Source organism: Kribbia dieselivorans NBRC 106261 (assembly GCF_001552435.1).
Lineage (GTDB): Bacteria > Actinomycetota > Actinomycetes > Actinomycetales > Dermatophilaceae > Kribbia > Kribbia dieselivorans.
The window spans coordinates 19,784-36,504 of record NZ_BCRE01000060.1; the positions used below are offsets into that span (position 1 = coordinate 19,784).

Below are 16,721 nucleotides of genomic sequence, written 5' to 3' on the forward strand. Positions count from 1 at the left end.
AACCCCACCCAGGAGAGACAGCAATGGATTTCGAACAGTCGGCCAAGGCCACCGAATACTCCGAGAACATGTGGGACTTCATGCGTTCCCACATCTTCCCGGCCGAAGCGCCGTACGCCGCGGCGCTCAAGGAGGACCCGCACACCGTCCCGCCGATCATGGAGGACCTCAAGGCCGAGGCCCGCCGGCGCGGCCTGTGGAACCTCTTCCTGCCCAAGCTCTCCGGCCTGAGCAACCTCGAGTACGCGGCCATCGCCGAGATCTCCGGCTGGTCGCCGGTCATCGCGCCCGAGGCGATCAACTGCCAGGCCCCCGACACCGGCAACATGGAGACCCTCGAACTCTTCGCCACTCCGGAGCAGCGTGAACGCTGGCTCGACCCGCTGCTCGACGGCACGATTCGCTCGGCCTTCGTCATGACCGAACCCGACGTCGCCAGCTCGGACGCCACGAACATCACCACGTCGATCACCCGCGACGGCGACGAATACGTCATCAACGGCCGCAAGTGGTTCATCTCGGGTGCCGCCGACGAGCGGTGCAAGGTCTTCATCGTCATGGGCAAGACCGACACCAGCGCCGAGGTGCACCGCCAGCAGTCGATGGTGCTCGTGCCGCGCGACACGCCGGGCATCACCGTCGTGCGCGACCTGACCCTGTTCGGGTACACCGACCAGCACGGTCACTGCGAGGTGGTCTTCCGCGACGTGCGCGTGCCGGTGACGAACATCCTCAGCGAGGAGGGCGACGGCTTCAACATCGCCCAGGCGCGCCTGGGGCCGGGCCGTATCCACCACGCGATGCGTGCGATCGGGATGGCGGAACGTGCGCACGCCCTCATGGTCGACCGGGCCAAGTCCCGGGTCGCGTTCGGCAAGCACCTCTCCGAGCAGGCCAACGTCCAGGACCTCATCGCCCAGTCGCGCATCGAGATCGACCAGGCCCGGTTGCTCGTGCAGGAGGCCGCCTGGCTCATCGACAAGGTCGGCGCCAAGGGCGCGAAGACGAACATCTCGGCGATCAAGATCGCGGCGCCGGCCGCGGCGCTGAACACGATCGACCGCGCGATCGAGATCTTCGGCGGCGCGGGCATCTCGCAGGACACCCCGCTGGCGTACTTCTACGCCTGGGCTCGTGCGCTGCGGATCGTCGATGGGCCGGACGCGGTGCACCGTCGCACCATCGCGAAGCTCGAGTTGAAGAAGGAGCGGCCGTTCGTCGGCTGACCCCACGCCGCCCCCACGCGGTTCGAGGTATTAGCGACCGTTGCAGCGGTCGCTAATACCTCGAACCGGGGGAGGTACTGGATCAGACGGCGGCGACGACCTCGTCGTACGGCAGACGTGGCAGGCGGTCGAACCACGCGTTCTCGGCGGGGCGGCCGATGTTGACCACAACGAGCGCCTGGTGGCGACCGTCGGGGAAGAACTCCTTCGAGACGGCGTCGGCGTCGAACCCGGTCATCGGGCCGGCCGCCAGCCCGGCGGCGCGAATGCCGACGATGGCGTAACCGATCTGCAGACCCGAGTTGAGGAGCGCCGTGTCGCGGCGGGCGTCCTCGTTGCCGGCGAACAGGTCACGCGCCCCCTCGAAGTGCGGGAACGTGCGCGGCAGCTCGTCGTGGAAGTCGACGTCGGCCGCGAGGATCGCCACGACCGGGGCGGTGGCGGTCTTGGCTCGGTTGCCCTCGGACATCAGCGGCAGCAGGCGCTCGCGGGCCTCGTCGCTGCGCACGAGCACCACGCGCAGCGGCTGAATGTTCATCGACGTGGGCCCGAACTTCACGAGTTCGTAGATGGCCTCGAGCTGCTCGTCGGTGACGGGCTCGTCGGTGAAGGCGTTGGCGGTACGGGCCTCGCGGAAGAGGAGATCCTGGGCCTCGGAATCGAGGGCGAGGGCGTCGGTCACGGTTGCGGTATCAGTCACGGGATCGTTCAACGCTCAACCAACCCGACCCATTCCATCGGTTCGCCATCCGAGAACACCGAGGTCACCGCGCTCCGTCATGGTGACGCACGGGCGCGGGCTCGCCGTACGCTGAGCGGGTGGACCATGCCGACCTCGTCCGACTGCGCCGCGCCCGCGACCGCATGGACCGCGACTTCGCCGAACCTCTCGACGTGCCGACCCTAGCCCGCGAGGCGCTGATGTCGACCGGCCACTTCTCCCGCTCGTTCAAGGCCGCGTTCGGCGAGACTCCGCATGCGTGGCTCATGACGCGACGCATCGAGCGGGCCATGGCCCTGCTGCGCAACACCGACCTGTCGGTGACGGAGGTGTGCATGGCCGTCGGAGCGACGTCCCTCGGGTCATTCTCGAGCCGGTTCACCGAGTTGGTGGGCGAGCCGCCGTCGGCCTACCGGCAACGCAGTCACGCCGATCTCGTGGCCATCCCCGGCTGCTTCGCCAAGCACCTCACCCGCCCGCGCCGGGTGCGCTGAGAACCGGTCACGTTTGAAGAAGCCGGAGCACGGTGGCGGGCCCTAGCGTTCCTCACATGACCACCGAGAACATCCCCTCCCTGACCCTGACCAACTGCTTCGTCTACGTCGACGATGCCCAGGCGGCGCACGACTTCTACTCCGGTGTGCTGGGCCTGACCAAGCACACCGACGTCGAGAACGAAGGCTTCCGCTGGCTGACGTTCACCACCCCGAACCAGCCCGAACTGGAGATCGTCGTCCAGCAGATCGGCATCGGCGGGCTGCCGATGACCGACGAGGACGTCCAGGCCCAGCGGGATCTGCTCGCCAAGGGCCTGCTCTCGGCGCTGATCTTCACCGTCGACGACGTCGACGCGGTGTTCGAGCACGTCAGCGGTGCCGGTGCCGAGGTGCTGCAGGAGCCGACCGACCAGTTCTACGGCGTGCGCGACTGCGCGTTCCGCGATCCGGCCGGCAACATGTTGCGGTTCAACCAGCCGCTCGCCGGCCAGCCCGCCTGACGCCCACCCCCGCGCGACGCCCACCCCCGCACGGTTCGAGGTATTGACCGTCGAGATTCCGACGGTTATTACCTCGAACCGGGCGGAGGGTGGAGGGCGGACGCTCAGCTCAGCTCAGTTCAGCGCACGCGGGTGCGGAACAGTCTCGTCTCGCGAGCGCAGCTCAGCCCGGTCGGGGTCTGGGCGGTCCGCAGGTACTCCTCGACCTTGGCCCCGGCGCACCGGTTGGTGTAGGTCGCCGTGTGCCCGAACTCGTTGACCTTGAGCAGGGCGCTGTTGGGCAGCAGACGGCGGGCGGCCTGGGCTCCGGAGAACGGTGTGGCCGGGTCGTACGTGTTGCCGATGAGCAGGATCGGGGCCGAGGTCTGCGCGGTGAACGGGCCGGTCCACGCATCCTCGTCGACGGCCTTCCAGTTCGTGCCGGCGCAGACCATCGACTGCCAACCCCACACCCCGGCGTAGTCGGCGGAGTTCGCGGCGGCCGCATCGACGGCGTGCCGCCACGTGCCGGAGTTGGTCGGGTTCAGGCTGTCGGTGCACAGGGTGGCGTAGAAGGCGTCCGTGCCCTGGTTGTAGCCGGCCAGATCCTTGGAGGCACCCGGCAGCGGCACCGTCGGCACGTCGAACGGCGAGTACTGCGGCGTGCCGGAGGTGCGGGCCCGCTTGAGCAGCTCACCGGTCTGTCGGCTGACGCGGTAGGGGGCGGCATCGGCCGTGGCCGAGGCCTTCTGCTTCTTCTTGATCGCGCGGTAGACGTCCTCGACCACCCAGGCGATGGCCTCGGGCGCGCTGGCGTCGTAGCTGGCCATCGTGACGGTATTCATGAACATTTCGTAGTCCACGAGGAAGCCGAAGTTCTCATACGTGACCGTGACCGGGCGGCGCTTGAGCTGTGCCACGGCCTCGTCGTAGTGCTTGCGCGGCACCGAGTAGCCGAGGCAGTAGGCACGACCGGCTTGGCGGCACAGGCGCAGCCCCTCCTGCACGGCCTTGTGGGTGCCCACGTCGGAGCCCAGTCGCAGCGTCACCGGCGTGGTCCGGGTGGCGGCCGTGCCGCGCCACGCCTGCGGGTCGAGCACGCCGTCGAGCGCCATCGCCCGGATCCGGTCGGGGAACATGTTCGCGTAGACCTGACCGAGGTAGGTGCCGTAACTGAAGCCGAGGTAGGTCAGCTGCTCGTCGCCGAAGACGCGGCGGAGCACGTCGAGGTCACGGGCGACCTCGGCTGTGGACATCGCCGAGGCCATCTCCTTGCCGGTCGTGCTGCAGGCCTTGGCGTAGGCGCGGGCGGAGGCGTTGTAGCTCGCACGTTGCGTCGCGGTACGCGGGAGTTTCGTCAGGCCGGCCGTGACCTTCAACTGCGCTGCCGTCGAGGTGAAGCACCGCAGCGGCGTGCTGCGCCCGACACCGCGAGGGTCGAAGCCGATGAGGTCGAACCGGTCGCGGGTGGCGTCGTCGACGAGCATCGCCAGGTCCGAGGCCATGTCGGAGCCGGGGGCGCCGGGGCCGCCGGGGTTGATGAACAGCGAACCGAGGCGCTGGGACGGCTTGCGCGCGGGCACCCGCGTCACGTGCAGGTTGATCTGCTTGCCGCCCACGACGTCGTAGTCGAGGGGGACCTTGACCGTGCCGCACTGCATGTTGGGCGGCGTCGTCGGCAGCCCCCTGCGCGGCTTCGGGCAGGTGCCCCACTTCACCGACGTGGCCACCCGGTCGGTCTTGGTCGCCTCGGAGCTGGGTGCGGAGACCGCGGTGGTGCCGGCCACCGCCGCGTCGGCGTGGGCCGTGGGTGCGCTCGCCGCCACGGCGAGCGAGGCTGTCAGCGCACCCGCGACCGCCATCGCGGACAGGCGCAGCGGGACACGAAGCATGGTTCCCCCAGGGGTGTGGACCAGACCACGCGCACCCCTGACAGGACAGTCGTGGGCCGACCACCCGGCCGGCGAACCCGACCCTAGCGGCTGGGGTCGACGCCGGGGGATTCGCCTCCCCGCGAGCCGCCACTCTGCTCAAGATTCATCACTGCGGCACAGGTTCTGACGTGCGCACCGGTGACGCACGATGAGCAAGGTCGGCGTTCCCGGCCGATGTTTCAGGTCCGGCGCAACACCACCAGCGAGTCCAACGCCTGACGCGGGCCCTCATCGGTGTCGACGGCGCGCGAGACGAGTTCGGACCGTTGGACCGCCACGGGCAACCCCACGGCGCTCCGTTGAATGGCTGCCGGGTCGTGGAGGAGATCGGCATCCTGTGGGCCACCGAACCCGCACATGAGGTTCTCGCGCGCATGCAACACCACGAGAATCCTCCCGCCGGCCTTCGTTGCCTCGACCGCGCGTTGCAACACGATCTGCCAGCGGTCAAGTGGGAGTTGCAGGTAGCACAGCAGCGTCAGGTCGTACGGCCCGCCCGGCGCGGGCGCGGTGGCGTCGGCCACGGCGGCCTGGATGCGCCCCTCGGCCTCACTGCCCAAGCGCTGGCGGGCCTGCTGTCGCAGTCGCGCCACGGCCGCGCTGGCGAAGTCGGTGGCGGTGACATGCCACCCGCGGTCGGCCAGCCAGATGGCGTGGCGCCCTTCGCCGGCGGCGATGTCCAGGGCCTGTCCGGGTAGCAGCGACGCGCACACCTCCACCACCCAGCGGTTCGGCGCGCTCGACCAGACGAGGTCGGTGCCGGAGTATCGATCGTTCCAGAACTGGGCTTCGCGCGGCGTTGCGGTCATGCTCGGAAGGGTACCGGCGGGGGTATCGGCGCGTGACCGGTTTGAGGCAAACAGCCAGCAGACTAGATCGACACGATATCTAGATAGACAACCAACCTAGATAGCCGTACGATCTAGCCATGAGCACTCTTCCCTGGCCCAGTGAGTGGCTGCGCGGGCTCCTCAGCCTCGCCGTCATGCGCGTGCTGGCCGCTGGCCCGACCTACGGCTACGCCATCTCGGCAACGTTGGAGGACAACGGATTCGGCACGATCAAGGGCGGCACCCTCTACCCCCTGCTCGGTCGCCTCGAGAGCGCCGGGCTCGTCACCACCCAGTGGCGCGCCGGCGAGGGTGGCCCGGGCCGCAAGTACTTCCGATTGACGGAGGACGGTATGGCCGAGTTCGAGCGCCAGGCCGCCTTGTGGGGCGAATTCGCCGCGCACACCTCCGCCTTCCTGGGCAACACGATCATCGAAACGAAGGAGTCCTGACATGGCCGACGAGACCACCACCGACCGCCAGTGGTACGACGAGTTCACCCTGTCGCTGCGCTACCGCGACGTGCCCGGAACCGAGATCGGCGACGCCGTCGCGCAAGTCGAGTCGCACTGCTCCGACAGTGGAGAGTCGCCCGCGGCGGCCTTCGGTGACCCCCGTGCCTACGCCGACTCCCTGGAGTTCCCGCGGGACGACGCGGCCGGCGCCGGCCACTGGCTGCCCGTGCTTGGTCCGATCGTGGCGTTCCTGGTGGCGCTGCAGCTCGGCATTCCGATCCCGCGGGCGGCGGTCGAGGGCACCACCGTGCCGGTCACCTGGGGCTCGCTCGGGGCGACCGTCGTCATCGTGCTCATGATGACGATGCTGTGGTTCCGCACGCGTCTGGTCCTCGAGAACCGCCTGGTCGGGGGCGTCACGATCATCGGCGGGACGGTGCTCGCGGTCCTGTCGGCTGCGTTGCTACGCGAGTCCGCGTTCGACGCTCCGGTGCTCGTCATGACCGTGCTCGTGGTGGCGTTGTTCGCCTACGCGGCCGTCGGGATGTGGCGCCAACGCGCAACGCTCAATGACCCGATCGTCGATCCGCGCGGCTGACGGGCGGCACGGGGTCGGTCACAGCGGCTCCGGGCCGGCGGCCGTCTCCAGCGCGACGGAGTCGAGCACGATGACCTCGCGCGGACCGTCGAGTTCGACGACACCCCGGCGCTGTAGATCGGCCAGCCGCCGGCTGAGGGTCTCCGGCGTCGTGCCCAGCAACGAGGCGACGTCCTTTTTCGGTACCGGGAAGTGCACGCGCATCCGGCCCTGCGTGTCGCGCGTGACCGGCAGGTCGAGCAGGTACGCCGCCACGCGCGTGCCGACATCGGCCGAGGTAATGGCCGCCAGGAGACGCTCGGCGGCGACGAGCCGTTCGGTGGTCGTGCGCAGCATCGCCAGGCCGACCTGGGGGTGACGGGCGAGGATCCCCTCGATCGCGGCGGCGTCGAACACGCACGCGGTGACCTCGCCCATCGCGGTGACGTCGTCGGTGGCGGGGCGCCCGGTCAGCAACGCGGACTCGCCGACCACGTCCCCCTCGCCGAGAAAGCGCAAGGTGTGTTCGCGCCCCTCCGCCGAGGTGCGGGCGACCTTCAACCGGCCGGAGTGGAGCACCCCGATGACCCCGGCGTTCGATCCCGCGGCGATGAGGCGCTCGCCGTCGGCCAGGTGCGTTTCACGGGCGAACCCGGCGACCTGGAGCTGCTGTTCGGCGCTGAGCGAGCGGAACATCGGGACCTTGGCGACACAGGTGTCCGGGGCGGGGTCGTTCTTGGGACCGGGCATGCGGGCAGGCTACGCGTCTTGGCACCATGGTGGCGTGGAGATCGATGTCCCTCGCCCACTGGTGAACGCCGTCGTTCGCCGGATGGGCATGAAACGTGAAGCCGCCATGCCCGACCCCGAGGCGTACGCGCTGTGGGAGTCGCGCCGCGGCACCGTCACGCCGCACACCCCGCCGCGCGCGGCCGTGCGGGGGTGCACGGTGAACGTGCGCGAGCATGCCGGCTGGCCGAGCTACGACGTGCGACCGCGGCGGCGGGTGTCGCGCGCGGCGATCGTGTACATCCACGGCGGCGGATACATCGGTGAGATCAGCCCGTTCCACTGGTACCTCATCGGCGCGCTCCTGCGGCCCACCGGCGCGACCGCGATCGTGCCGATCTACCCGTTGGCGCCGACCGGTTCGGCGGAGTCGACGGTGCCCGAGGTGGCCGACCTCATCGCCGACGTCATTGCGGAGCGCGGTGCCGAGCACGTCATCGTCATGGGCGACTCGGCCGGGGGTGGGCTGGCGGTGGCGGCGGCGATGCACCTGCGCGACAGCGGCCGCGTGTTGCCGCATCGCCTCGTGCTCATCTCGCCCTGGCTGGACGTCACGTCGAGCGATCCGCGGATCCGGGAGATCGAGCCGCGTGACGCGATGCTCGCCTACCCGGGGCTGATTCGGGCGGGCAAGGGCTGGGCCGGCGGGATCGAGGTGACCGACCCGCGGGTCAGCCCGCTGTACGGGGAGTTGGCTGGGCTGCCGCCGATGACGGTGTTCACGGGCACGAACGACCTGCTGCACCCGGACGCGTTGAACTTCGCCGACAAGGCCGCCGCGGTCGGGTCGCTCGACGTCGATCTGCACATCGAGCCCGGAGCGCAGCACGTGTACCCGCTCATGCCGGTGCGCGAGGGCCGCCGGGCGCGGCGGCTCATGTTGGAGTTGCTGCGCTCCGCCGGGTGACGCCCCCTCGGGGTTCGAGGTATTAAGGGGCGTTGTAACGCCCTCTATTACCTCGAACCGGCCGCGCCCCCCTCGGGGTTCGAGGTATTAAGGGGCGTTGTAACGCCCTCTATTACCTCGAACCGGTGGGGTGGCGGGGTGCGCTGACCAGGTCAGCCCCAGTTCGCGGCGTCGGTGACACAGAACGGATGACCAGCGGGGTCGAGCAGGACGATCCACGTCTCGCCCGGCTGAACCTCGGGTCGCGTCGCACCGAGCTCCACCAGCGCGGCCGCGGCGGCCTCGACGTCCGGCGCGCTGAGATCGAAGTGGAACTGCTTGTGGCCGGAGTCGGGCCAGGTCGGTGCCTGGTAGTCCGGAATCCGACCGATGCCCAGCGCGTTGCTCGGGCCCTGCAGCATCGCGTAGTCGTCCGTCGCGACGACGGTGGGCCACCCGAGCGCGGCCGACCAGAAGTCCGCCAGGGGCGCGACCTCCGCGGCATCGAGAGTGACCATGGCCAGAGATACGGGTGAAGGCGTCATGTCTGCCATCCTGACCAGATGGTCCGCACCTCGGATAGGACAAACGCGACACCCGACCACATGCTCGGGCACGTTCTGCGACCCGAGGACCTGCTCACCCGCACGACCTACTCCTCGGCGCAACCGGCCGCCGAACTGAGCCGGTGGGTCGAGCGGTACTGGTCCGTGGAGTGGCGTTTTGCCGACGGTGAGGAGTTCCGTTCGGTGACCCTCGATGATCCGTCGACGAACCTGACCCACGAGCGCGGTGGGATTCACCGCAAGGGCATCAGCGGCCCCGGCGTGTGGTTCACCGGCCCGGGGACAGCCGGGCGATTCGACGCGTATCTGACCGGGGAGGGGTCGGTGGTGGGCGTGAAGTTTCGTCCCGCCGGCCATCACCCCTTCATGACCGGACCCGCCGAGATCACGGCCAATTCGACCTATCCGGCAGCGCGGTTCTTCGACCTGGCCGACGATTTGGCGACGTTGCCCCACAATGCGGAGAACGCGGCTCCGCTGCTCGATCGGTGGTTGCTCGATCGTTCCCCGGAGGATTCAGCGGAACTGGCGCACCTGCGGGCGATGCTCGCCGATCTGGAGGCCCATCCACTCGACCCACTCGAAATGCTCGCCGAACGGGCCGGGTGCAGTCTGCGCACGATGCAGCGTCAATTTCGTCGCCTCATCGGGGTGAGTCCGAAACGCATTCGCATGCGCGCCCGGGTGTTCGCCGCCGCGGCCGAGATCGACTGTGGCTGGAACCGGACAATGGGGGAATTGGCCATGGAACTGGGGTGGTTCGACCAGGCCCACTTCGTGCGCGACTTCCGGGCGGTCACGGGCAGCACGCCAGCGGCCTACGCGGGCCGTCGGCCCGGTCCTCCTCCCGGTTCGAGGTAATAGGGGGCGCTGTAACGCCCTCTATTACCTCGAACCGCGGGGGTGGTCGGCTACTTGATGACGGCCAGTGAGAAGTAGCTGTCGGTCGGGGCGCCGGCCGCGTTCGAGCAGAGGACGTTCACCACACTCGTCCCCCACGAGCCGACGTTGCACCGCAAGCCGTAGGTGCCGTAGCCGGAGACCTGCACGTTGCCGGGGTAGAAGTTGAGCCCGGCGAAGGTGACGGTGTAGTTGCCCGTGCCATTGCGCACCGACGTGATCGGGCCCCCGGAACTGTTGAACGCGTATCCCGAACCGATGGCCACCGTTGTGCCCACGGGGGAACTCGGCTGGTCGTTCCACACGTAGCCGCGCACGAATCCGTGCGGGGCCGAACTGAGGTTCTTGCTCGTGATGGTGTTGAGCGCGATCTTGGATCCGTTCAGCGACCGGCTCTTGACGTCGGAACCGGTCAGCGATCCGTTCTTGATGTCGGTGCCGGTCAGGGAGGAGTCCTTGACGTCGGCGCCCGTCAGGGTGTTGTCCTTGATGTCCGCGCCGATCAGGGAATTGTTCTTGACCTGGGCCGAACCGACCGAGTTGTTGGGCAGGGTCGCGGCCAGGGCGACTCCGCCCCCGCCGACGGCGACGACCAGGGCGAGTGTGCTGGCGACATTGGCGTAACTGAGGTGCTGCAGAACCTTCATCGGAAGCCTCCGAGATAGACCTTCCCGTTGTGACGGACGTCACAACCCGTCAAGTACAGCAGCGCCGCGGTCGGACTCGCCAGAGTCAGGGTGCTCACCGCCCGTGGGTCAGGGCACCGACCAGATCCACCATCCCGAGCTGCGTGTCGTCGAGATCGGGGCTGAACCCCATGCGCACCACCACGAGGTTGCGCGACGGCACGACGACGACGCGCTGCCCGTCATGCCCCGAGGCCCAGTAGGTGTCGGCCGGCATCGCGGAGTACTGCGTCGATCCATCGGCCAGTCGGTTGACCCACCACCCGGCGCCGTACCCGACCTCCTCGCCGTCGCCGCGGTGCACCTGCGTCGACCAGGACATCCAGTTCGGCGGGAGCAGTCGCTGGCCGTCCCACTGCCCCTGCTGCAGCGCGAACTGCCCCATCGCGGCCCAGTCGCGCGGCGTGGCCCACAGCGACGACGAGCACACCGGAGTACCGACGGCATCGGTCTCGAGCACCGCGCTGGACATCCCCAACGGCGCCAGCAGCGTGCGCCCGGGCAGCGTCGCGGCGGGGGAGCCATCACGCTCGGCAAGGACCGCGCACAGCAGGTTCGTCGACCCGGAGGAGTACTGCTGATACCGACCCGGCGGGTGCGCCAGCGGCTGTTCGGCGACGAATCCGGCCATGTCGGCCCGGTCGTAGAGCATGGTGGTGATGGTCGAGCCCAGCACGTACTCCTCGTCCCAGACCAGGCCGCTGGTCATGCGCAGCAGGTCCTCGACGGTGATGTTGCGCCGGTCGTCGGTCCATTCCGGTCGCAGCGCGTCGGCGGTGACGTCGAGCTTGCCCTCGCGCACGAGTCGGCCGGCCATGAGGTTGGCCACCGACTTCGTCATCGACCAGCCGACCTGCCGCGTCGAGGCGGAGAACCCGTCGGCGTACCGTTCGCCGACGATCTGCCCGTCGCGGATGACGAGCACGGCCCGCGTGCCGAGACCCTCGCCGAACGCCACTCCGATGGCCTTCTCGACGGCCGGGTCGGGGTCGACCTTCTGGGCGGAGAACGGATTGCGGGCTGCGTCGGCGACGACCGGGGCGGGCAGCGCGGGTGCCGATGAGCCCAGCGTGCAGCCGTAGCCCTCGGTGTACCAGGCGCGTTGCTTCGCCAGCACGCCGAGGATCGTCGTGGTCGACCCGGTGTCGGAGGTGTCGCTTCGCAGGTAGGGCACGAGCGGGTTCGACGGCAGATCGGAGCTCGGATCGTCGCGGTGGGCGAGCAGCCGGACGCCGCATTCGTTTAGCGCCGCGTACCCCGTGCCGGTGCGCAGCATGGGGCGTTGCCACCAGTACCCAGCGGTCGCGGCGATGACCAGCAGCGCCGCGACGACGAGCAACGCCGTCAGGACGCGGCGCCGGCGGCGGGGTCGGTGGGCTCGGGCTGCCTCGGACATGACCCGAGCGTGCCACGAACCGGAGTCAGATGGAGCGCAGTTCGCGCAGCAGCGGCGCGAGGTCGTCGGCCTCCTCGTCGGGGGCGAGCCAGCGCAGCTCCGCGATCTCGGCGGCGACGGTCAGCTCGTGCTCGATCGGTCGCGGCAGCCGATACACCGTCGAGCGCAGCTCATGGCCCGCCTCGTTCGCCGCCGCGGTGACCCACTGACCGACGAACTCGAGTTCGGCCGGGTCGACGTGCAACCCGACCTCCTCGCCGAGTTCACGCGCGCCGGTGACGTCGGGCGTCTCACCGGGCTCCGGCTTGCCACCGGGGTTCATGAACAGGCGCGTGCCGCGTTTGCGCACGGTCAGCATGCGGCCGGCGGTGTCCGTGACGATGACGGCCGTCACGACGATGACCGGAGCGTCGTTCACCCGAGTCTCGGGTGCCGGAGTCCCGTTCACACCGCCTCCGCCGCACCATCGCCCGAGCCCGCCGCAGCCGCCGCCGGCTCGCGCAGATGCTGCGCCTGCTCCAACGTCAGCGCCGCCAGGAATCCGAGCAGCACCACCGCCGCCGGCAACAGCATCGACTCGGACAGGGCCGAGCTGATCGCGTCCCGCACGATCGGCGGTAGGGCGTGACCACCGGCGGTGGCGAGCATCCCCTCAGCGCTGCCGCTCGGCGCTCCGCCACTCGCCCCGGCGGGCAGGTTCGCCGTGATGCGCGCCTGCATCAGCGCGGTGATCGCGGCCGAACCGATGACCGCGCCCATCTGCCGCGTCGTGTTGTACACGCCCGATCCGGCGCCGGTGAGGTGCGGCGGCAGGTTGCGGTTGGCCGACGTCGCCAGCGGGCCCCAGATGAACGAGCTCGCCGCTCCCATGAAGATCGCTAGCACCGACATCTGCCACAGCGGAGCGGTCGGGGTCATCCGCCACGACATCAGCGCGATCGTCACGGCGAACCCGAGCAGGCCACTGCACGCCAGGATGCGCGGGTGCACCGAGTCGACGAGCTTGCCGACCGGACGCGCCAACAGGATCGACATGACCGCCTGCGGCGCCACGAGCAGCGCCGCCTGCGTCGGCGACAACCCACGCACCAGTTGCGCCCACACGAACAGCGGGAACATCATCGCCGTGATGGCGAACCCGACCGTGGTGATCGCCGCGTTGGACGCCGAGAAGTTGCGATCGCGGAACAACCCCAGCGGAACCAAGGGTTCGGTGCGAACACGCGACTGCCACCAGACGAACACGACGAGCATGAGCACGCCGAAGCCGAGCAGCAGCGGCACCGAGATGAACCCGGTGATCGTGCCCCAGTTGTACGTCTCGCCCTCCTGGATCGCGAACGTCGCCGCGAGCAGGCCGATCGCGGACAGCGCCACGCCGATCCAATCGAAGCTGTGGGCATGCGTCTCGAGGTTCGGCACGAGCCGCAGCGCCAGGGCGAACGCGATGACGCCGACGGGCACGTTGATGAAGAAGATCCACTCCCAACCGGGCCCGTCGATGAGCACGCCGCCGAGCAGCGGTCCGACGAGCGTGGCGACGCCCGCGGTGGCGCCCCACAACGCCATCGCGCTGCCACGACGCTCCGGCGGGAACGTGCGGGTGATGACGGTCATCGTCTGCGGCGTCATCATGGCCGCGCCCAGACCCTGCACGACGCGCGCGATGATTAGGCTGTCGATGGACCCGGCCAAGCCGCACCACAGTGACGCGAGCGTGAACACGACCAGGCCGATGAGGTAGACGCGTTTCGGCCCGATGCGGTCACCCAGGCGCCCGGTGATGAGCAGCGGCACGGCGTAGGCGAGCAGGAACGCGCTGGTCACCCACATGACCTCGGTGATCGTCGCGTCGAACGCGCTCAGCAGCGCCGGGGTCGCGATCGACACGATCGTCGAGTCGACGAGGATCATGAAGAACCCGAGCACGAGCGCCCACAGCGCCGGCCATGGATTGTCGGGCAGGCGGTGGCGTGATTCGGTCATCGTGGCTCCTGGGTGACTTCGTCGAGTGATGGTTTCGGGCCGCCTCAGGCGCGCTGACGCGACCCGAAACCATCACTCGGCGAGGGGGTGACGGCGTAATGGGTACAGGCGAAGTCGCCGTTGCGCACGACCTCGAGCAGGGTCAGGTCGAGCGGGGCCGGCATGAACGGCTTGCCGGAGCCGAGTATGACCGGGGCGAATTGGATCCACACCTCGTCGATGAGCCCGGCCCGCGCGAACTGCGCCGCCAGATCGCCGCCGCCGACGAGCCAGACGTCGCGTCCACCGGCCGAGGCGCGGATGGCGTCGATGTGTGTTGTCGGGTCACCGGCGACCTGGTGCAGATCGGCGCCGGGCAGGAGCTCGGTCGTCGACCGGCTGAACAGCCACGTCGGCTGGGCGTACGGCCAGCGGCCCTGTTCGTGCTCGACCACCCAGCGGTACGTGACTCCGCCCATGACCAGCGCGCCCATGCCCGCGAGGAACGCGTTGTACCCATGCGGACCATCGGCGTCGACGTTGCGCGACAGCAGCCAGTCGAGGCTGTCGTCGTGGGTTGCCAAGAACCCGTCGAGGGTCGAGGCGGTGAAGTAGTGCACGGTCATGGCAACTCCTTCCCGTCGAGTGATGGTTTCGGGTCGCCTCACGCGCGCTGGAGCGGCCCGAAACCATCACTCGGCGAAGGTGTGGGGCGACTCGTGCAACGATACGCGCACGCCACCCCACCCGGTTCGAGGTAATAGGGAGCGTTGCAACGGTCGTTCATACCTCGAACCGGGTGGGGGCCTCGCCGACGATGGAGGAACCATGACGGACCAGCCCACCGACACCCGCCGACCGGTCGCCGTGGTGACCGGAGCCTCGTCCGGCATCGGCGCCGCGACGGCCCGCCGCCTCGCCGCCGAGGGTTTCGACGTCATCTGCGCCGCACGACGCTCCGAGCGCATCGTGGCGCTCGCGGCCGAGATCGGCGGCCGCGCGGTGACCTGCGACATCACCAACCCCGAGGACGTCGCGGCGCTCGCGCAGGCCGCCGGCCCGGTCGTCGACGTGCTCGTCAACAACGCCGGAGGAGCGCTGGGCCTGGACCCGATCGAGAACGCCGACCTGGACGGGTGGCGGCGCAGGTACGACATCAACGTCATCGGCACGGTGGCGGTGACGAAGGCGTTGCTGCCCGCACTGCGCTCCGCCGATGCCGGGATGGTCGTCGTCGTCACCTCGACCGCGGCGCTCGCCGTGTACGAGGGCGGGGCCGGCTACACCGCCGCCAAGCACGCCGAGCGCGCGCTGGCCGAGACGCTGCGCCTCGAGGTCGTCGACGACGGGGTGCGGGTCTGCGAGATCAACCCGGGCATGGTCCACACCGAGGAGTTCTCGCTCGTGCGCTTCGGTGGTGACCAGGCCGCCGCCGATCGCGTCTACGCCGGGGTGGCCGAGCCGCTCGTGGCCGACGACATCGCCGACGCGATCGGGTTCATGGCCACCCGCCCGCGGCACGTCAACATCGATCGGCTCGTCATCAAGCCGCAGGCGCAGGCGGCCAACCACAAGGTCCGTCGGGGCTGAGGCGCTCGTCACCCTTGGCGTGTGGCGGCGTCGTCGTTTGGGAGACTGCCTCCCAGCCAGCACACATCACCGCCGGGAGGCACACGGGCATGTCCACCAAGACCGAGCAGGGCAACTACTTCGAGGACTTCACGGTCGGTCAGGAGATCGTCCACGCGACGCCGCGGACGGTCACCGAGGGCGACATCGCGTTGTACACCGGGCTGTACGGCACGCGATTCGCCGCGACCTCCGCCGCGACGTTCGCCGCCCAGATCGGGTTCGAGCGCATGCCGGTCGACTCGCTGCTCGCGTTCCACCTCGTGTTCGGCAAGTCCGTGCCCGACATCTCGCTCAACGCGGTGGCCAACCTCGGCTACGCGGGGGGCGTGTTCGGCGCTCCGGTGTACCCCGGCGACACGATCACGACCACGTCGAGCGTCATCGGCCTCAAGCCGAATTCGTCGGGCAAGAACGGCAACGTGTACGTGCGCTCGGTCGGGCGCAACCAGAACGACGAGATCGTGCTCGAGTACATCCGCTGGGTCATGGTCAACCGTCGCGAGGCCGTGACGGAGGTCGGTGAGGCGCAGATCCCCGAGCTGCCGTCGGCGGTCGCGGCGGAGGACCTGATCGTGCCCTTCTCCCTGCCCGGCGCCTATGACGAGCGCCTGCAGACCCTCGCCGGCAGCCCGTACCTGTGGGACGACTACGAGGTCGGCGAGAAGATCGACCACGTCGACGGCATGACGATCGAGGAGAGCGACCACATGCTCGCCACGCGTCTGTACCAGAACACCGCCAAGGTGCACTTCAACCAGTTCGCCCAGAAGGACACGACAAACGGGCGTCGCCTGATCTACGGCGGGCACATCATCAGCCTGGCGCGGTCGCTGTCGTTCAACGGCCTGGCCAACGCGCAGATGATCGCGGCGATCAACGCCGGTTCGCACACGAACCCGACCTTTGCCGGAGACACGATCCACGCCTGGTCGGAGGTGCTCGAGCGCATCGAGGTGCCCGGCCGCAGCGACATCGGTGCCCTGCGGGTGCGGACCGTGGCCACCAAGGACCTGCCCTGCGCCGACTTCCCGTACAAGGGCGAGGACGGCAAGTACCTGCCGAACGTCGTGCTCGACTTCGACTACACGGTGCTCATTCCCCGCCGCTGACCGCGGTGCGCCTCCCCCTCGCGGAGCGCCGCCCCCTCGCGGTGCGCCACCCCCTCGCGGTGCGCCACCCCCT

19 protein-coding genes are annotated in these 16,721 nt (G+C 69.3%); 9 read left to right on the forward strand and 10 right to left on the reverse strand.

Going from position 1 to position 16,721, the window contains the following annotated elements; all coding sequences use genetic code 11:
• Nucleotides 1–23: 23 nt before the first annotated feature.
• The gene (locus KD1_RS05945; RefSeq protein WP_068398955.1) at nt 24–1,226 is read left to right on the forward strand and encodes an acyl-CoA dehydrogenase family protein; all 1,203 of its coding nucleotides are present in this window, start codon (nt 24–26) and stop codon (nt 1,224–1,226) included.
• An 82-nt stretch (nt 1,227–1,308) separates the two neighbouring features.
• On the opposite strand, the gene KD1_RS05950 is transcribed toward KD1_RS05945, so the two are convergent.
• Nucleotides 1,309–1,926, reverse strand: a complete 618-nt coding sequence (locus KD1_RS05950) for a malonic semialdehyde reductase (RefSeq protein ID WP_068398957.1) — start codon at nt 1,924–1,926, stop codon at nt 1,309–1,311.
• 164 nt (nt 1,927–2,090) lie between these two features.
• Between KD1_RS05950 and KD1_RS05955 the strand changes: the two genes are divergently transcribed.
• Complete coding sequence (locus KD1_RS05955) at nt 2,091–2,441, forward strand: helix-turn-helix domain-containing protein (protein ID WP_068399009.1); 351 nt, start codon at nt 2,091–2,093, stop codon at nt 2,439–2,441.
• 56 nt (nt 2,442–2,497) lie between these two features.
• Complete coding sequence (locus KD1_RS05960) at nt 2,498–2,944, forward strand: VOC family protein (RefSeq protein WP_068398958.1); 447 nt, start codon at nt 2,498–2,500, stop codon at nt 2,942–2,944.
• A gap of 119 nt (nt 2,945–3,063) precedes the next feature.
• Here the strand turns inward: KD1_RS05960 and KD1_RS05965 are convergent, their stop codons facing one another.
• Together KD1_RS05965 and KD1_RS05970 are read right to left on the reverse strand one after the other, a co-directional pair.
• Nucleotides 3,064–4,815, reverse strand: coding sequence for an alpha/beta hydrolase (locus KD1_RS05965; protein ID WP_068398961.1), 1,752 nt, complete (start codon nt 4,813–4,815; stop codon nt 3,064–3,066).
• A gap of 221 nt (nt 4,816–5,036) precedes the next feature.
• The gene (locus KD1_RS05970; protein WP_068398964.1) at nt 5,037–5,666 is read right to left on the reverse strand and encodes a class I SAM-dependent methyltransferase; all 630 of its coding nucleotides are present in this window, start codon (nt 5,664–5,666) and stop codon (nt 5,037–5,039) included.
• Nucleotides 5,667–5,785: 119 nt separating this feature from the next.
• On the opposite strand from KD1_RS05970, the gene KD1_RS05975 reads away from it, so the two are divergent.
• Together KD1_RS05975 and KD1_RS05980 are read left to right on the forward strand one after the other, a co-directional pair.
• Complete coding sequence (locus KD1_RS05975; protein ID WP_068398967.1) at nt 5,786–6,139, forward strand: PadR family transcriptional regulator; 354 nt, start codon at nt 5,786–5,788, stop codon at nt 6,137–6,139.
• Between the two features lies 1 nt (nt 6,140).
• Nucleotides 6,141–6,740: a hypothetical protein gene (locus KD1_RS05980; RefSeq protein WP_068398970.1), complete on the forward strand. Its 600-nt coding sequence runs from the start codon at nt 6,141–6,143 to the stop codon at nt 6,738–6,740.
• Nucleotides 6,741–6,758: 18 nt separating this feature from the next.
• Here KD1_RS05980 and KD1_RS05985 read toward each other — a convergent pair whose 3' ends face one another.
• Entirely contained in the window at nt 6,759–7,469 is a 711-nt protein-coding gene (locus KD1_RS05985; RefSeq protein WP_068398973.1) for a Crp/Fnr family transcriptional regulator, read from the reverse strand.
• A gap of 88 nt (nt 7,470–7,557) precedes the next feature.
• Between KD1_RS05985 and KD1_RS05990 the strand changes: the two genes are divergently transcribed.
• Entirely contained in the window at nt 7,558–8,415 is an 858-nt protein-coding gene (locus KD1_RS05990; protein ID WP_169795348.1) for an alpha/beta hydrolase, read from the forward strand.
• 152 nt (nt 8,416–8,567) lie between these two features.
• Here KD1_RS05990 and KD1_RS05995 read toward each other — a convergent pair whose 3' ends face one another.
• Nucleotides 8,568–8,939, reverse strand: coding sequence for a VOC family protein (locus tag KD1_RS05995; RefSeq protein WP_068398978.1), 372 nt, complete (start codon nt 8,937–8,939; stop codon nt 8,568–8,570).
• Nucleotides 8,940–8,957: 18 nt separating this feature from the next.
• On the opposite strand from KD1_RS05995, the gene KD1_RS06000 reads away from it, so the two are divergent.
• Nucleotides 8,958–9,821 (forward strand): helix-turn-helix domain-containing protein, encoded by an 864-nt coding sequence (locus tag KD1_RS06000; RefSeq protein WP_083542157.1) that lies wholly within the window; start codon nt 8,958–8,960, stop codon nt 9,819–9,821.
• A 50-nt stretch (nt 9,822–9,871) separates the two neighbouring features.
• Here the strand turns inward: KD1_RS06000 and KD1_RS06005 are convergent, their stop codons facing one another.
• From KD1_RS06005 to KD1_RS06025, 5 genes are all read right to left on the reverse strand, one after another.
• Nucleotides 9,872–10,507 (reverse strand): hypothetical protein, encoded by a 636-nt coding sequence (locus KD1_RS06005; RefSeq protein WP_068398985.1) that lies wholly within the window; start codon nt 10,505–10,507, stop codon nt 9,872–9,874.
• Nucleotides 10,508–10,601: 94 nt separating this feature from the next.
• On the reverse strand, nt 10,602–11,942 hold the full coding sequence (locus KD1_RS06010; RefSeq protein WP_068398987.1) for a serine hydrolase domain-containing protein: 1,341 nt from the start codon (nt 11,940–11,942) through the stop codon (nt 10,602–10,604).
• 25 nt (nt 11,943–11,967) lie between these two features.
• Complete coding sequence (locus KD1_RS06015; protein ID WP_245627295.1) at nt 11,968–12,390, reverse strand: NUDIX hydrolase; 423 nt, start codon at nt 12,388–12,390, stop codon at nt 11,968–11,970.
• Entirely contained in the window at nt 12,387–13,928 is a 1,542-nt protein-coding gene (locus tag KD1_RS06020; RefSeq protein WP_068398989.1) for a DHA2 family efflux MFS transporter permease subunit, read from the reverse strand. The genes KD1_RS06015 and KD1_RS06020 overlap by 4 nt, the downstream gene beginning before the upstream one ends.
• 44 nt (nt 13,929–13,972) lie before the next feature.
• Nucleotides 13,973–14,533, reverse strand: a complete 561-nt coding sequence (locus KD1_RS06025) for a dihydrofolate reductase family protein (protein ID WP_068398992.1) — start codon at nt 14,531–14,533, stop codon at nt 13,973–13,975.
• A gap of 202 nt (nt 14,534–14,735) precedes the next feature.
• On the opposite strand from KD1_RS06025, the gene KD1_RS06030 reads away from it, so the two are divergent.
• Both KD1_RS06030 and KD1_RS06035 read left to right on the forward strand, forming a co-directional pair.
• Nucleotides 14,736–15,497 carry an SDR family oxidoreductase gene (locus KD1_RS06030; RefSeq protein ID WP_068398993.1) on the forward strand — a complete coding sequence of 254 codons (762 nt, stop codon included), beginning with the start codon at nt 14,736–14,738 and terminating at the stop codon, nt 15,495–15,497.
• Between the two features lie 89 nt (nt 15,498–15,586).
• Nucleotides 15,587–16,648: a MaoC family dehydratase gene (locus KD1_RS06035; RefSeq protein WP_068398995.1), complete on the forward strand. Its 1,062-nt coding sequence runs from the start codon at nt 15,587–15,589 to the stop codon at nt 16,646–16,648.
• Nucleotides 16,649–16,721: the final 73 nt, after the last annotated feature.

What these genes read in the sequence shown, in the direction of transcription:
- KD1_RS05945 (WP_068398955.1), top strand. Translation starts at nt 24, where the DNA reads ATGGATTTCGAACAGTCGGCCAAGGCCACCGAATACTCCGAGAACATG.
- KD1_RS05955 (WP_068399009.1), top strand. Translation starts at nt 2,091, where the DNA reads ATGGACCGCGACTTCGCCGAACCTCTCGACGTGCCGACCCTAGCCCGC.
- KD1_RS05960 (WP_068398958.1), top strand. Translation starts at nt 2,498, where the DNA reads ATGACCACCGAGAACATCCCCTCCCTGACCCTGACCAACTGCTTCGTC.
- KD1_RS05965 (WP_068398961.1), bottom strand. Translation starts at nt 4,815, where the DNA reads ATGCTTCGTGTCCCGCTGCGCCTGTCCGCGATGGCGGTCGCGGGTGCG.
- KD1_RS05970 (WP_068398964.1), bottom strand. Translation starts at nt 5,666, where the DNA reads ATGACCGCAACGCCGCGCGAAGCCCAGTTCTGGAACGATCGATACTCC.
- KD1_RS05975 (WP_068398967.1), top strand. Translation starts at nt 5,786, where the DNA reads ATGAGCACTCTTCCCTGGCCCAGTGAGTGGCTGCGCGGGCTCCTCAGC.
- KD1_RS05980 (WP_068398970.1), top strand. Translation starts at nt 6,141, where the DNA reads ATGGCCGACGAGACCACCACCGACCGCCAGTGGTACGACGAGTTCACC.
- KD1_RS05985 (WP_068398973.1), bottom strand. Translation starts at nt 7,469, where the DNA reads ATGCCCGGTCCCAAGAACGACCCCGCCCCGGACACCTGTGTCGCCAAG.
- KD1_RS05990 (WP_169795348.1), top strand. Translation starts at nt 7,558, where the DNA reads ATGAAACGTGAAGCCGCCATGCCCGACCCCGAGGCGTACGCGCTGTGG.
- KD1_RS05995 (WP_068398978.1), bottom strand. Translation starts at nt 8,939, where the DNA reads ATGACGCCTTCACCCGTATCTCTGGCCATGGTCACTCTCGATGCCGCG.
- KD1_RS06000 (WP_083542157.1), top strand. Translation starts at nt 8,958, where the DNA reads ATGGTCCGCACCTCGGATAGGACAAACGCGACACCCGACCACATGCTC.
- KD1_RS06005 (WP_068398985.1), bottom strand. Translation starts at nt 10,507, where the DNA reads ATGAAGGTTCTGCAGCACCTCAGTTACGCCAATGTCGCCAGCACACTC.
- KD1_RS06010 (WP_068398987.1), bottom strand. Translation starts at nt 11,942, where the DNA reads ATGTCCGAGGCAGCCCGAGCCCACCGACCCCGCCGCCGGCGCCGCGTC.
- KD1_RS06020 (WP_068398989.1), bottom strand. Translation starts at nt 13,928, where the DNA reads ATGACCGAATCACGCCACCGCCTGCCCGACAATCCATGGCCGGCGCTG.
- KD1_RS06025 (WP_068398992.1), bottom strand. Translation starts at nt 14,533, where the DNA reads ATGACCGTGCACTACTTCACCGCCTCGACCCTCGACGGGTTCTTGGCA.
- KD1_RS06030 (WP_068398993.1), top strand. Translation starts at nt 14,736, where the DNA reads ATGACGGACCAGCCCACCGACACCCGCCGACCGGTCGCCGTGGTGACC.
- KD1_RS06035 (WP_068398995.1), top strand. Translation starts at nt 15,587, where the DNA reads ATGTCCACCAAGACCGAGCAGGGCAACTACTTCGAGGACTTCACGGTC.